Raw genomic sequence first — 13,885 nt, forward strand, 5'->3', positions numbered from 1 at the left:
GAGAATCAAGACAGCTGAGGCGAAGTAAGAGCGATGCTATTTGCGGGAATAATTGTTGGCTTACTTGTCTGGGGGCTGGTTGGCTCTTTTATCAGGTTCTTTGTCCTGCAGACTCCTATGACCGGCATGTTCGAGGGTTTTGTTGCTGGCGTCTGGGCGGCCTGGCCGTTCATACACCAGTTTCGAGTTAGGCGGTATAACTTTCTCCATCCTGTGCCAAAGGAGTACAAGCTAGCTGTGCCGCAGGCTTTTGCTAAGGTTAGAGACTTGCTAGCTGAGTCGATTTATAACTATGGTGATAAATGGAACATAGTCACGGCCGACCCTCAAAGCAAGAAAATTGTTGCCAATTTGCGCTTCACTGATGAAGAAACGAAGATGGAAGGTGACGCACGAGGGCAGTTGCACACCAGGACAGAGCGTGTGCAGCGGCTATTAGAGCTAGATGTTCAAATGAAAGAAACTGGTGATGGAACAATCGTGCAGGTAGATTTCAGCCCCAAGATTGAAGGTGCCAATATTTCTGCTTGCGACTCTATTATCACTGGTTTTTGTAGGAATATTGAGGCATCGATGGGGCCGGGAGTTGAGCGGGGCTCAGCCATTGACACTAGGCTACCGGCGCCGCCTTGGTGGTTGGTCGGGCTCACCCTTTGTGCTCTGTTGAGCTTTTTCACCACTGTTTCTGTGCATGTCTCTGATGTTAGGAAGAAAATAGCCAATCACCCGCAAGAGATTGAACAAGAGAAGGTTAACCAAGAGCAGCGTGAGCAGGGCATGAGGGAGGAAATATGGGCGTGGCAGAGGTTCAAGGAGGGTCATAGCCTGAAATGAACGACTTACACGCCGCTTATTCTATACTTGGCCTTGAGCCAGGCTCTTCGATGGAGGTCATTCAAAGGCGCTACAAGCGCTTGATTATGGTATGGCATCCAGACAGGTTCCAGAATGCAGAGGGCAAGAGCGACGCGGAAGAAGAGCTGAAGAAAATAAACAACGCAAAAGATCTGCTCACGAAGCATTTTAACTGTGGGCACAAAGACATAGGTGTTTGTGAGTGTAGGTCTAGTAGTGACGAGGGACAGTATCAGCGCGCGCCGGGCTCTACTGGGCCCGGGCGCAAAGCGAAAAGTACTGACGATATCTTCAGAGAAGAGCAGGCCGCAAAACAACGCGACAGTGAACGCAGTGAAGAAGCCAGACAAAAAGCTGAAAAGACGGCCCAGGAAGATCATGAGCAGGCAGTAAAAACAGCATTCACGCAGGAGAACGAGCGCAATACTGAGTCACTGAGATGGAAGATATCTATTGGCAGTGCCACCGCTTTTGTCTTATTGATGTTCCTCCCAGGAACTGCTGATCTTGTGGCGCCGCCAATCTTGGCTGGTCAGAATGTTGTCTATGGTCATAGAGAAAGCGAGAAAAGCAGGCAAGTGTCTGCTGAGTGGCAGAACTATCAAAGTGATAAGGAGCGGGTGGCATCTACATTGGTGCCTTCGGGCGCAAGAATAGACACGTCTAGTTGGCGGCCGCCGTTTATTTCTCGTAGTCCAGATGCAGATTCTCTTTCGCGGGCAGCTTACCAGAAGCTTGTTGTGAAAGTTGAGGAAGAAAAGAAACATCATGCGATGGATGTTTACCAGGCGAGGAGTGACGTTGATCGATATGAGAAGGCTATAGCCAGGAGCCAGAGTGTTCTAGCTGAAGCCGAAGCTAAATTGGCCGCGCCCAATATTAGTATCAACGAGCAAAGGTTTACCCTTGCTGATCAAGATAGCCACCGTAAGTATTTGCAAGAGAATCAAGAGAGTCTGAAATTAGCCCAGCAGAGGTTGGCAGAACTCGAAGGAGTGAGCCCCGGAGCCATTCCAGCTGAACCGAGATTCGGGCCAGCTCCGGTGCCTCTGTATCAGCAACAAACGACAGTTCCTGTTGAGCCAAGATTGGGACAGGCTCCTGTTTCGCCTCTCTATCAGCCGCCCATACAAAGTTCTGAGGATGCAATTAGAGCCAGATTTAGACAAGGTATCAACAGGATAAAGGACTAACTCAGAGGTAGTGAACGTTTGGAGTGCGGCACGAAGAGATTATTGACACTATTTGCCGGTTTGATTTTATCTAGTCAAACGGCCCAAGCCAAAGAGCCAAGTATCTACAGCATCTTCAGTGGGGAGATTGGAAAGCAGGGTGTGCTGAAGCAGCTAGCTGTAGCGACCTGCAATATCAAAAGCGGCTGATTCTTCAATTTCAGTAAAGCCAGGGCCGTTGACTGAGCAGGAATTGTTTTAAGCTCTAACACCAATTTGCATCAGAACACGTCGAATCAAATCTGTACTGGGACCCGTTACTTGACCAGGCGTGATTGGCGATATTTTTGCCACCAGGCCAACGAGTTGGCCGCGATTGTCAAAGATGGGAGAGCCGGAAGCGCCAGGCATAACACTATCTATGGTGTATCGATTTTTGCCCCAGGTACTAGCGCAATTAAATTGACCGGGCGACGCGATTAACCCCTTCAAACCGCCGTGATGGCCAATAGCCGCCACCCGAGAGCCTTGCATAAACGTCTCCCTATCGGCAAATGTGGGCACAGAAAATTTGGTACCGTTCGGGAAATCGGATAATTGCAGAATGGCAAGGTCATTGCTGGTGTCGAGACTGACGACACGTGCAGCGTATATTTTGCCATCGAGGGTTTCAACAGACAGCTTGGAAGAGTTTCGCACTACGTGCTCATTGGTAGCTATCTTGCCGTCACGGGTGACAAATACTCCACTGCCTGCTCGATCAGCATGACTGACAGGAGCTTCTGCATCGAGTGTTTTAGTGACGCGCACCACAGACTCGCTCGGCTTGAGATACCCTCTGCTACTGGGCAGCGTCTGGTATTCAACAAGGCCCATTCCTTGCTCCTGCGAGCCCCACATACCAAGATCGCGAGATGTGCTTCTGGTCAACCGATCTAGCGGCTGCTGGGTGATGCGACGGTGCAGAACGGCTACTTTCCCGATGTCAAACTTCTGCGGGTCAAGGCCGAGTTGTTTGCTGACCTGAAGTTGAAAATCAGTGCTGTTTCTGTTTCCGGGCAGAGCGGTGGTGTCAAAGTGAAACGGTGATTTCGGCCGAAATAATTGTTTCCCTACGGACGGAAACAGTCTGTCAGCTGCCTTAGCGGCTGCTGATAGGAGGCCACTCTCGGCCAGCAAAAGAGCGCCAGTTCGCTCTACCAACGGCAAAGCTTCACGGGCTGTTAAGGCTGCTTTAACTGGATTAAACACTCAATCACCGTAGCTGAGTCACTCGGAGCAGTCAATTGGGGTTTTACGCCCGAAGGCGCACGCTTGGTAGGTATTGCCCTAAGCTAGTTCTCTTGAGCTTTCACCTGGAGATTTGGATCCTGTTCTAAGTAGTGCTCTGCGTAGCCCGAGATCGATGGGAACGTATATTGTCCCGACTTCGGATTTAATAATGTATCGGCAGGTTCCGGTGGAGCTCCGATTACGCCCGGATCTTCTGGTGCTGGTTCAGCTACCAGCGGATTATCCATATAATCGCTTCCATGAGGTGGTTCTGTATCGCTAGGTTGCTCAGATTCCTCTTGAACAGCATAGCCTTGCGGACCTAGATTTTCGACCTTGGCCTGTAGTGGGCGTGGGTAATGCAAAATATCAGCGTGGATGCCAGAACTAGAATCAGGTCTAGATGCCGGTTCAAGTGTAGCCTTCGGGCTGTTGTGTAATGCGTCTAGCCCGTGGATGTCGAGTAACTGTGAAGCGGAGGTTAGATATTGAGAACTGGTGTCTTTGGTAGCCATTGCCGAATAAGCTAGGTTTCGTTCTGAGTTAGTAATGTTATTAACTTCGTTCTGTAAGTTAATGCTACCGCTGTCAGTGTTTTTAGAATCTAGAGACTCATAGTTTTCCAACTTTGCCATTGTTAGTTCCTCGTTTCGTTTTAGAAAATTGAATCAGGGCATTTGAACCACATTTTTTGTTCAAACTTATCTCGATTGCACTTAGTGGAAGCGCCTTTGAAACATTTGATGCGATGAATATAGCAATGACAACGTTAAGATCAAGTTCATTTTTTGAGTCAGAAACAATATTTACGCGTGGAATCATTTCTATGCAGCTTTCATTCTTGGTTTTTAGTAGACCGGTCTGTTTGCGCGAGCAAATTTTTTTAGTGCCAAACGCCGTGCCATGACATTTACCCTGAGATAACGCTAACGAGCGGGTTAGTATTGTCGACTAAAGAGGCGGGACATCGCAGCTGTATGCCCCGCCTCTTTTTTTGTTGGCTAGCCCATGTTCAGACGCGGAGGGGCCGATAGTTAGCGAAGGAGGCTCCGAGCCCAGCGAACAAGCCAACCGTGTAGCTGTTCCACACGAGTGAGTTGATAACGCCGCTATCAAAAGCATCCATTCCACCCACAAGAAGGTGCTGATGAGAGATGGCAAAGCCCAGAATGGAGAAGCTGAACACGAGCGTGTAATGCAGCCCTCCGGTGAGAACATACGTCAGCCAAGGCGAGTTGCAGCGATGCAACCATTCAGCGAAAGGCGCGAACATGTAAGCGCTGGCAAAGGAGAAGAGTAGGGTCGTAGGGACAAACGCTGTCGGGAGGTTGATCGAGAAGAGTTTGACGTTGATAGATCCGATGATGAGGGTGCCGACAAAGGCGAAGATCGCAGAGAATATGGTGGTCTTGACACGTGAGGTCATGGGATTGTCTTTCTATTTGACTTGTTAAACGCAATTGTGTATTTCAGTGCGCAGGGAGTCTGTTTTTGAGTGTTTCCGAGCGTTAATTCCATCGCTAGCAGTCGAATCGGTTTAGAGGATCCTAAAGATCTTGGCGTAATGTACAGGGCGTTGCGGATATTTGAGGATTCTAAAAGAAGCTAATATGGGCGCGACAATACTCCATATGATCACTACTGCGAGCAAGACGAAGCCAACACCAATCGGCATTAACAGCAGCGAAAGTAGTGCCCAAGCAAGAGTGTTGAACTGGAAGTTTAGCGATTCGCGCGCATTGATTTTAGTCAGCTCATCGATCTCGATAAGCAGCACGAGTACTGGTACTCCCAGAGAGACGAAAACCGAACCACTGAAGAGGCATGCTAGTTGACAAATGATAGAAAGTGATTTTGAAGTTTTCATTTTCGTTTCCTGTTTGCAGCAGTGTGGCTAAGATAAAGGGCGCGTGCGCCCTTTATCTTTTTACTGCGAACTCGATGCGTAGGGCCAGGGTCCTACAGGGCTTCGGGGCCGAACGAATCCGGCAAGAGCTCCAAGAGGGTGGTGCGAACCAGAGACTGGTCTTCGCCAACGAGGAGAATCTTGGCGTCACGGCCGAACTCCCGCAGAATCTGCAGGCATTCGCCGTCGATGGGGTTGTGACCGTTCACAGCATTGACGGTGACAACCAGGGTCGGGTCGTTGATGAAACCGGCCAGGCGAGCAGCGGTCATGGCCGCGCTTTCGCAACCGACCGAGGCACCATACGAAGCGTTGTCGATCACCGCTCCCTTGAATGCGCGTCGTTTGCCGCCAGCATTAAAGCCGACGAGAACAGCGCCACGCGCATTTCTGGAATAAGGAACGTGCGACTTGCAACGCTCGCCCAGGGCAGCTTTGACGAGTTTACGCTCGTTGGCGGTCTGGTATGTGCAGTGAATGGTCGGGCCGCTGGCTGCGGGGAGCAGCTCATCAATGGCGCCCCGACGCACATTGCCGTCGTGGTCGACGATATTGAGCAGAATACCGCCGCGGCCGAACTGCGTCAGCACCTGACGACAGACACCGCAAGGTGAGCCTCCAGGGTACTTTCGGCAGAAGACGGCGACAGTCTTGAGGTGCTTGTAGCCTTCCATCACCGCCGTGGTGACAGCGTTTCGCTCAGCGCAAATGGTGGCAGGGAAGAAGTCGTTCTCGACATTGCAGCCGTGGAACATGCGCACCATGCCCTCTTCGTTGGCGGCCAGCACAGCGCTGCCGACAGGGAAGTTGGACTGGAAGCAGTGGGCGCGGTCGGGGGCATTCATGGCCACTTTGACCAGGGTACGTTCGACAGCAGTGAGATCGTCGTGCTTGGTAAACAATCCGAGGATGTCGTTCATTTTAAGTCTCCATTGTGTTTTACAATGCACACGAGGGAATCTGGTGCGCATGAATTTTGGGTAGCATTGTTAGCAGCCGCTGATGCAATCGACCATGATTACGTCGGGGGCACCAGAAATTGTCACTTGTTAAACGCAACCGTATATTTCGGTGCGCAAGAGGGGCTGTTTTGTGGGTTTCCGAGTGCAAGGGACAACACAAGCAGTACGTACATTGCACAGAGCACACTGCCTATAAGGCGAACGGCTTGGTCAGTCATGGGAGATTCCGTTTTCCTGCATGAGTTACACACCCAAAGTAAATACCAGCGCCAGGCTCACAAGTGTGAGCATCATCCACGCAAAAGAAGTCATTCCATTTTGACGTTTCGTCATGTTTACTGTTGAGAACAGCCCGAGAGCGGTGAAGAAGAGCATGAAGACAATCTTGAGGTCCATTGATTTTCCGTTTTCGTTTGAGGGATTCTGGCCACTGTGTTTAAGAAAGCACACGAGGGAATCTGGTGTGCTTTTCACGGTTAGGTATTTTCTTTGACTGTTCAACCTCTCTGGTTGAACAACCAGCAGTTGTTACGCAGACTGGTTTCCTCGTGGCTGTATGTGTCGAGCAGACCAACATATGAAATGTCGTCTTCGTAGCTGCAATGCAGCGAAATCTGCCTCTGAATTCCGCATAGTGCCGTGTGTATCAGCTGGGCACGCACAACGTTGTTGATCACTGCCATGTCCAGAGTGTCAGCCTTCAACCCATGAAAAGGCATGAGCACCTTCAGCAAAGCTGACTTAATCTGCTCGATGGGCAAGTCGCGCAGAGCAATCTTGTAGCTGCTGAGACGAGCCCTTTGTCTCGTCTGTTCCTGACGCAAAAACCATACTTTCCTCTGGTCCTGACTTGCCGCCTTGATGCGCTTCTGATAAGTCGATTCCTTCTGCTGGCTCTCGCAGATCTCGAACTCGGCGAAGAGGGCGAGAGAAGATTCGAGGAAATCCTCGATGAAGGAAATCGTGTCCTCAAGCCGATTGTAGTCGCTGCTACGGTGTTCGGACTCCACATTTGCCCACGACATTGCTTTCCAGTCGACGAAAGGAACGGCACCACTGGTTCCTTCCAGAGCTGAGCGGAGGGCATTGAGACCGGCCAGGTAGCTGACATCGGTAAGCCGTTCGCTACCCCGCGGGTCGGCTTGCACCGTAGCTTCGTCCGGCATCAATTCGATGTCGCTGTAGCGCGAAATGCGATACTGTAGCTGCCCGGCCAGAATGAGATTGTTCATCGCCCGACGCCTTTTGTGCTCGTCGTCACCAGCCTTGACTAGCTCGGCGCGCACCATGACCGCAGCATTCACGAGCTCTTTCATGACAGGAAACATTGCGGTCATGCGCTGCAATGCAATCCTGTTGCTGGCAAATGCAAGTTGTACTGCTTCAAGCTCGACGTCGAATTGGCGATCGTGAATTTGGGTACGACGCGTAGACCAGTGCTGCTCATCGGCGAGCTTCGCTTTGTTAGAGATATAGCGTTCGTGGCTGAGGCGGAGTTTGTTCTCGATGCTGTTGGCCTTTTCGAAAACGGCCTGGAGAAAGCTGACAGACTGCTCCGGTTCGAGACCCCAGGCTGAAGCTTTGGAAGTAGCAATGATGGAAGCAATTTCGGTGTTTCTGATGTACTTCATTTTCATCTCCTTTTTACGCTCAGGTTTGAGTGCGCACCTTTGACTGGGGTGATGAATAGTAGTCTTGGTTCTATTTGCTTTTGGTTAGCCACTGATGCAATCGACTATGATTATTTCGTGGGCACCAGAAATAGTCATAGTCTCACATGTCAAGCTCTACTCATCGTTTGATTAACCAAGTCGAAAAGCGGAGTCTAGAGAGACTCATACTCGCGTTAAAGCTCAAGCGATAGCTCTGAGATTTCCAACGGATGCTGCTCCTGTTTCTGCTTCGAACTTGACGAAGCCACGTTTTAGAAGCTCCGACTCGCAGTCCTCCGGAAACAGATAGCTCGAGAAGAGCCCTTCTCCAACTTCATCGTCGCCTTCCAACAGAAAACGTTCAACAAAGAGTCCCAGTGACCCTTCAAAGTTAGCTTTCGTTCACCCAAAGTCACGACTGGGATACAAATTGTAGTGGCATGTGTACTCTTGCTTCCTGCATTCTTTGGCCGACCAGACTTTGAAGTCTAAAAGTCTTTGGGCCGGAAGAGTGTGCGCTTCTTATACCAGCCGGGCTTTCTGCTCCTCTCTGAGAAACGCGAGCGTTCGGGATGCGAGGTAGAACGCTCGCGCAGCAGCATATACGCTCTGTTGCTGATGTTCAGCAATAGGAGAAACACGAAGGAAAGTAGTTTCAGCATAAACCTGCTCTCTTTGGGCTCGTTCGAGTTCTTCTACTGCCGACGAGATGATGAATCGTTCCGATTCCTTCTTATTCCTGACCTCATTGTCGTTGAGCTCCTTTTCGAGGGACTGCACTTGCTCTTCCTGAGCGATCCGCTTTGCGAGGTCCTTCATCACCTCCAAGGCCAAACCTTCGCGACGCAGTTCGGCAAGCAAGTTCTCTTTTCGCGCAGTGAAACGATCCAAACTCCGGCGGTAATCTGATTTTCGGCACAGATTGATGTTGGCATTGTCGAGATCGTCTGCCCAATCAAAGTGTAGTTCGCGGAGCTGCCTGAGTACGGACAGCGCCTCTCTATAGGCTTTAGCCGTTGCAACAACTACGTTATATGCTGCATCTACTTTCGTCAGGGCTGGGTCAATCTTGTTCATGGTTTTAGCTTCCTTTCAGCCGTATCTGGCTTTTAAATTTGAATGGTTTTTACTTGCCGGAGTTGTCCGGGTATGTAGAGATTTGACTGTACTAGGTGGCGAGGGATGGATAAAGAGCCAACCAAAACCACATCCGACGCGTCCTGACGCGCAAAGCAGATAATCTTCGAGGTGGCACCAATATCGATACCGATAATGGTGCCACGCCTACAGGTACTGCTGGATTTGAGCTAATACAGTAATGGCCTAGGCAACAAGTCCGGCCATATTGAGTAGTTACCTATCGCTTCAGTCTTCCGAAGGCTCTTCTCTGAAATGAGCCAAAGCCTCCAGAGCTTCATGGAAGGCCTCTTCGGCTGCAGCAACACCGGCTATCTGAAGTTCGACAATGGGGGCAATGCGATTGAAGGCTGCTTCCGCTTGAGCGTGCCTCCGTTTCACGAGTGCCTCTTCATTGATTGCCGGAGAAGTGTTCATAAGGTCGAACCGACTCTTCGCCAAATTTTCGGTGTTGACAAGTTCTTGCTCTAGTGCTTTAACTTCTTCCTTGAGATTGAGCATCTCTGCCAGGGTTTTCCTCTCCCGCACTTCGTAACGTTCGTGCGTAATAAGGTAAATTGAATGCTCTAAAAGAGCCGTATTACGGTAGACTTTTCGGCGCTCTATTGAGTTTTCCAGTGTTGCGATTCTCGTTTCATCGAGTTTCTTACTGCAGTCGAAGTAGAGATCCTGCAGCTGTCTGAGTATCGACAATGCGTCCTTGTAGGCATCGGACGCCGATACAACCGCGTTGTAGGCGGTATCAAAGGTTGTACGATCGGGGGCGATTTCTTTCATGGCTAGTACTTTCATTTGGCCGTTGTTGGCTGTTGTTGAGAGGGAGTCTGATTAAACTTTCAACTATAGATGTCGTTCATTTATTCGATCTGTTTAGTGCAGTTGCTAGTGCTGGTAAAGAGAGGCTCTTTCTTTACAGTTTGGTTGCGCACATCCTTGTCGTGCTCGACCTAGTTGGAGAGAGCAGGATTGAAGCGAAAAAGCTGTTCACGTGCCTGCGTTTTGTGCTGTTCCGCAAGCGACACCCGTGAGATTTGCTGCAAAACCTTAAGTTCGACGGCAGCGGAGATTTCTTGCAAGAACCTTCTTACATTTGGTGTGGGATCACTTTTATCTCGCTCAAGGTCATTGAACAAACGCTTTTTTAGGCCAGCAAAGATCACATCATCAATGATCGGGGCAGCCGTCTCAAGCCTCATCTCATTTTCGAGCCGCAGCAATTCGTTCTCAGCACTTTGGAGTAGTTTGCTGTCATTGAGAGATTGTGCATCGATTTTCTGAGCCTGGCATAGAAAGAGTCGCTCCTTGTTGTCGCCTTCCACTCGACATTGCTCATCGTGCAAATGATTAAGGAAGCCTCGGTGAGAACGGCAGATTTCCTTTGTTGATGGAAGGCTGGCGTCAGCCATCCACTTGGCATAAAGCTGCTGCTGCTGTCTAATTGTCTCCAGGACTCTATGCGCATAGTCCCAATTGGAGGATGTTGCGTGGTAAACGTAAGCGGCGTACCTTACATGAACGTTAGTTTCGGATGCGAGCATAGAGTCGATTTGCTCACGAGAAATGGTAGCGATTGTCATGGGAATGCCTTTCTGTTGGATTTGCCTACACAAGTTAAGCAAAGCGATCGTAAGCTTGCAGCGTGCTTTTGCTAGGTGATAGGTAGTAGATCAATCGCGGCAAACAAAAGCATCAGCGAGTTTTTTCAGGCAGTCCTGAATTAGCGAGAAAACGGTGCAAATGATAGCACTGGAAGCAGCAAATGCCGGGAATCCAATCAACACTCCTAGATTGAAGATGGCTGAGCCAACCTTATTTTGGGGCTGATAGTTGAGCACCACAAAAAGTGTCGTACAGAAGAAGCAGATCGCGTAGCCTGCCAGAATGATAATTTTCCCGATATCCATATGAGCCTCCTGATGTAATGAAACTGCAAGTGGGGGGAACAGACTAGTCGCATATCGCTTTAAAATCATACGGCCATGGGTCACTGTAGATGCGCTAAGCCTTAACGCACTCTTAACCGGACAAGAACTAGCGCTAGAGAGAATGACCAGCTTCAGTTCAAACTAAGCGTCGTTCGTTTTGTGGTATCAAACTTTGTTTATCATCCTTCTAAGGGCATCGCCGCTGATGGCACCTTCCATTACAATGTGGTTTGCTACCCGCTCTATGTGATCAATGTTGGCTTGCAAGAGCTGCTGTGCTCTTTCCTTGGCACTAGACACAACCGCAAGGATGTCTGCCAGGCTCTCGCTGGATTGGATAAGGATGCCGTTCCGAAGTTCAGCGATTTCTTTTGCCAAGAGTAAAGCGCGTTCGAAAGAGCGCTGCAGATGGGCCGGACGCTCGAATGATACTGCGCCAAGGAGCGCGACCAGCTTGTTTTCAAGGTCAGTGCTAGTCTGGAATCTTGTTGTATCAGACTGGCTGAACTCAACAACACCTTGAGCCCAGCGGCACGGTAGCGCCGATGCACTGAGAACGTTTGAGACGCCGAGGACTTCATGAATGACGGCCACAGTGGCTACGTACATGGCAGTTTCGCGATCGTACTTCATTCCGGTTTTCCTCATTTCTTTGGTCCTGGTTCTGAATCTAATATGAACCTTTGCGGACACGGGTGATCTTATTCGGAGAATTCTTGAGCTGGTCGACACAACCGAAGTTGAGCCCTTTTGGGATATCTATGGTCAGTTGGCTTGTTGTTGTGTTTGCAGTCGCCTCTAGTCCGGTGTAATGAAGTGTGCTTGCACAGTAGCCCCATTCGTGGTGCTAACTCAACTAGTGTTGCTTAAATCCTGCTGTTTTTGTGCAAGATTGTCTTCGCTAGGGACCGCCAGTCTTAACGCAGGCTAAATGGAAGGTCTAAAAAATCGCAAGCCCCACTCATTAAATGCTTTTGAAACAAAGCATGACAGGTAACGAGTTTGGGGAGTTAGTGCGCGTGGACGAATGTATGAACAGTAAAAGCGATAGCAACTACGGTGACGACTTGTGGCAGTTGGTGAGCAGTGCACCGACTACTGATAGAGCAATCAAAGAGCCGGCGATGACAACGAAGTGTATTCCGGAGAAGCCTGCATCCAGACAGTAACCGTTGCGCGAGCCAGGCATCACACCGCTGAATACTGTGCAGATGAGAGCAGAAGGAACGTTGATGCCGAGGCTGCGTAGTATGGTTTGTACTATTATTTGTTGCGAGAGGATAATTGCGATCAATGAAGAAAACAGTAAAAACGGAATTTGCCAACCTGAGTTGGGCTTTGCGGTCTATATATCGTCAGTTGCTTCTTGTTTTGTAAGCAATCGCCTCTAGTTAGGTTTTGTGAAAAGTGCTTTCAGAATAGGTCCATTGGTGGTACTAACTCAATTGGATGTTCCTGAATCCTGTTAGCTTTGAAAAAGATTGTATGCGCTAGCTAAGGACGATCTTAACGTAGTGCTTACTTCAGTAATAACAGCCTAGACCATTTCACTTGTTTTACTTCGTGTGCTTAATGGAATTTCGCTAGAAGGATCTGGCAAGTATCGGTTAATGGTCAAGCGTTCACGGACAACCGCAGTTGCATTTGCTAGACACTATCTTTGTCAACCAATTGGCTTTGTTGTGCCTGGGTGCCTTGCTGTGACGGGTAGGGATATAGACTTAATAATTTGCTTTCTCGTGGCATAAAGTCAAGACAAACGAGCTGGATGCTACTGTGCATGACAAAAGGACAGATGCGCCACCGCGCGGCGCTCTTAACGCGATGTTCACATTGAGTCAATTACACGTAGCATTTAACTCTTTGCGAACAATCGCAGAACGGCCTAGATTTGATTGTGGTAGCGGATTGAATTGACTGAACTTATTCTCAGCGGTTTTTAGTTCTCGATGGTGCCACTGCTTGTGATGCCTTGTGAGCATGCTTAACTTGAATAAGCGATGCGCTCAAGCTTATATGAAGTCTAGATTGCTACTCTCCCGGCTTGTTTCTAAAGACAACTTAAAGCCCTAGATCATGAACTAGATGGTTCAGTTTGCACTACTAGCTTGATGACATTGAGTGAACCGAGATTTAGTGGATCTTATCATTTCAGAGCATGGCCTTTGCGAAAACTATATAAGGCACAAATGTCATTTACAACACCCTAGCTAGCTCAATATTGTGGATAATAGGTTTGCATTTGCAGGAGAGCAGCCATTGGGAAAAGTTGTCATTATTGATGACGATGTTGAACTGTGCCGAACAGTCGGTGCTGCCCTAGAGAGCTACGGCTGGACTGTTGAAATGGTTCATTCTGGCAAAGATGGTCTTCAGCTCTTAAGTAGTTTCAACTATGATGCAATTGTACTTGACTGGTATATGCCCGATTTAGTCGGTACAGAGGTTTGTAAGCAGTACCGAAGCATCGGCGGCAATACGCCTATTCTCTTTCTTACTGGCGCTCAAGATATCAATCATAAGGAACTCGGCTTTGAAGCTGGTGCAGACGATTACCTGACGAAGCCGTTTGATCTACGTGAGTTGAGGGTGCGTCTAATGGCCTTACTTAGGCGACCGGCCTTCATATCTAATGATCTAATTTACAAGGGTTTTGAACTCAATCCTAAACTTCGAAATCTGAGATTTGAATCACTAGCAGTTCGATTGTCTTTAACTGAGTTTTCGGTACTTCAACTCCTGTTTAGATTTCCGGACCAACTTTTTTCTTCGAAAGAAGTATTTGAGAGAATTTGGCCTTCAGATACGGAGGTACAAGATGGTTCAGTGAGAGTACACATGCACTCGCTTAGAAGGAAGATGGAGCTTGCTGGTATGCCGGAAATAGTCAGAACTGTTCGTGGTTCCGGCTATCTATTACATTACGATCAACCTCCGCAACATTGACTCTCGGGACACAAAATTTCTTGAGAACACAGATAGCAAAACCAGCATCAAAACCTTA

Annotated in this window: 15 protein-coding genes; 3 read left to right on the forward strand and 12 right to left on the reverse strand. The window is 49.0% G+C overall.

The window, feature by feature from the left end; all coding sequences use genetic code 11:
• Window positions 1-33 precede the first annotated feature (33 nt).
• Both WC815_21310 and WC815_21315 read left to right on the forward strand, forming a co-directional pair.
• Window positions 34-834, forward strand: a complete 801-nt coding sequence (locus tag WC815_21310) for a hypothetical protein (GenBank protein MFA5911322.1) — start codon at window positions 34-36, stop codon at window positions 832-834.
• Window positions 831-2,048 carry a DnaJ domain-containing protein gene (locus WC815_21315; GenBank protein MFA5911323.1) on the forward strand — a complete coding sequence of 406 codons (1,218 nt, stop codon included), beginning with the start codon at window positions 831-833 and terminating at the stop codon, window positions 2,046-2,048. Before WC815_21310 ends, WC815_21315 begins: the two co-directional genes overlap by 4 nt.
• 237 nt (window positions 2,049-2,285) lie before the next feature.
• Here the strand turns inward: WC815_21315 and WC815_21320 are convergent, their stop codons facing one another.
• The 12 genes from WC815_21320 to WC815_21375 all read right to left on the reverse strand — a co-directional run bounded on the left by WC815_21320 (window position 2,286) and on the right by WC815_21375 (window position 11,514).
• Window positions 2,286-3,278 carry a serine protease gene (locus WC815_21320; GenBank protein MFA5911324.1) on the reverse strand — a complete coding sequence of 331 codons (993 nt, stop codon included), beginning with the start codon at window positions 3,276-3,278 and terminating at the stop codon, window positions 2,286-2,288.
• Window positions 3,279-3,361: 83 nt separating this feature from the next.
• Window positions 3,362-3,934: a hypothetical protein gene (locus WC815_21325; GenBank protein MFA5911325.1), complete on the reverse strand. Its 573-nt coding sequence runs from the start codon at window positions 3,932-3,934 to the stop codon at window positions 3,362-3,364.
• A complete protein-coding gene (locus WC815_21330) occupies window positions 3,912-4,121 on the reverse strand; it encodes a hypothetical protein (protein MFA5911326.1) in 210 nt (69 codons plus the stop codon). The genes WC815_21325 and WC815_21330 overlap by 23 nt, the downstream gene beginning before the upstream one ends.
• Window positions 4,122-4,311: 190 nt before the next feature.
• Window positions 4,312-4,725, reverse strand: coding sequence for a hypothetical protein (locus WC815_21335; GenBank protein MFA5911327.1), 414 nt, complete (start codon window positions 4,723-4,725; stop codon window positions 4,312-4,314).
• Window positions 4,726-5,258: 533 nt separating this feature from the next.
• Entirely contained in the window at window positions 5,259-6,125 is an 867-nt protein-coding gene (locus tag WC815_21340; protein MFA5911328.1) for a cytidine deaminase, read from the reverse strand.
• Between the two features lie 285 nt (window positions 6,126-6,410).
• The gene (locus WC815_21345; GenBank protein ID MFA5911329.1) at window positions 6,411-6,563 is read right to left on the reverse strand and encodes a hypothetical protein; all 153 of its coding nucleotides are present in this window, start codon (window positions 6,561-6,563) and stop codon (window positions 6,411-6,413) included.
• A gap of 101 nt (window positions 6,564-6,664) precedes the next feature.
• Window positions 6,665-7,798: a hypothetical protein gene (locus WC815_21350; protein ID MFA5911330.1), complete on the reverse strand. Its 1,134-nt coding sequence runs from the start codon at window positions 7,796-7,798 to the stop codon at window positions 6,665-6,667.
• 543 nt (window positions 7,799-8,341) lie between these two features.
• Window positions 8,342-8,896 carry a hypothetical protein gene (locus WC815_21355; protein MFA5911331.1) on the reverse strand — a complete coding sequence of 185 codons (555 nt, stop codon included), beginning with the start codon at window positions 8,894-8,896 and terminating at the stop codon, window positions 8,342-8,344.
• 288 nt (window positions 8,897-9,184) lie between these two features.
• A complete protein-coding gene (locus WC815_21360) occupies window positions 9,185-9,733 on the reverse strand; it encodes a hypothetical protein (protein MFA5911332.1) in 549 nt (182 codons plus the stop codon).
• A 170-nt stretch (window positions 9,734-9,903) separates the two neighbouring features.
• Window positions 9,904-10,533, reverse strand: coding sequence for a hypothetical protein (locus WC815_21365; GenBank protein MFA5911333.1), 630 nt, complete (start codon window positions 10,531-10,533; stop codon window positions 9,904-9,906).
• 90 nt (window positions 10,534-10,623) lie between these two features.
• Window positions 10,624-10,860, reverse strand: coding sequence for a hypothetical protein (locus WC815_21370; GenBank protein MFA5911334.1), 237 nt, complete (start codon window positions 10,858-10,860; stop codon window positions 10,624-10,626).
• Window positions 10,861-11,046: 186 nt separating this feature from the next.
• Window positions 11,047-11,514: a hypothetical protein gene (locus WC815_21375; protein ID MFA5911335.1), complete on the reverse strand. Its 468-nt coding sequence runs from the start codon at window positions 11,512-11,514 to the stop codon at window positions 11,047-11,049.
• A 1,626-nt stretch (window positions 11,515-13,140) separates the two neighbouring features.
• Here WC815_21375 and WC815_21380 point away from each other — a divergent pair.
• Window positions 13,141-13,827, forward strand: coding sequence for a response regulator transcription factor (locus tag WC815_21380; protein ID MFA5911336.1), 687 nt, complete (start codon window positions 13,141-13,143; stop codon window positions 13,825-13,827).
• The last annotated feature ends 58 nt before the right edge of the window (window positions 13,828-13,885 follow it).

The organism is Vicinamibacterales bacterium (assembly GCA_041659285.1).
Taxonomy (GTDB): domain Bacteria; phylum Acidobacteriota; class Vicinamibacteria; order Vicinamibacterales; family UBA2999; genus 12-FULL-67-14b.

Bases quoted from the DNA above. Each gene is read 5' to 3' on its own strand.
- WC815_21310 (MFA5911322.1), top strand. From the start codon at position 34: ATGCTATTTGCGGGAATAATTGTTGGCTTACTTGTCTGGGGGCTGGTT.
- WC815_21345 (MFA5911329.1), bottom strand. From the start codon at position 6,563: ATGGACCTCAAGATTGTCTTCATGCTCTTCTTCACCGCTCTCGGGCTG.
- WC815_21325 (MFA5911325.1), bottom strand. From the start codon at position 3,934: ATGGCAAAGTTGGAAAACTATGAGTCTCTAGATTCTAAAAACACTGAC.
- WC815_21340 (MFA5911328.1), bottom strand. From the start codon at position 6,125: ATGAACGACATCCTCGGATTGTTTACCAAGCACGACGATCTCACTGCT.
- WC815_21315 (MFA5911323.1), top strand. From the start codon at position 831: ATGAACGACTTACACGCCGCTTATTCTATACTTGGCCTTGAGCCAGGC.
- WC815_21330 (MFA5911326.1), bottom strand. From the start codon at position 4,121: ATGATTCCACGCGTAAATATTGTTTCTGACTCAAAAAATGAACTTGAT.
- WC815_21360 (MFA5911332.1), bottom strand. From the start codon at position 9,733: ATGAAAGAAATCGCCCCCGATCGTACAACCTTTGATACCGCCTACAAC.
- WC815_21375 (MFA5911335.1), bottom strand. From the start codon at position 11,514: ATGAAGTACGATCGCGAAACTGCCATGTACGTAGCCACTGTGGCCGTC.
- WC815_21370 (MFA5911334.1), bottom strand. From the start codon at position 10,860: ATGGATATCGGGAAAATTATCATTCTGGCAGGCTACGCGATCTGCTTC.
- WC815_21350 (MFA5911330.1), bottom strand. From the start codon at position 7,798: ATGAAGTACATCAGAAACACCGAAATTGCTTCCATCATTGCTACTTCC.
- WC815_21355 (MFA5911331.1), bottom strand. From the start codon at position 8,896: ATGAACAAGATTGACCCAGCCCTGACGAAAGTAGATGCAGCATATAAC.
- WC815_21335 (MFA5911327.1), bottom strand. From the start codon at position 4,725: ATGACCTCACGTGTCAAGACCACCATATTCTCTGCGATCTTCGCCTTT.
- WC815_21365 (MFA5911333.1), bottom strand. From the start codon at position 10,533: ATGACAATCGCTACCATTTCTCGTGAGCAAATCGACTCTATGCTCGCA.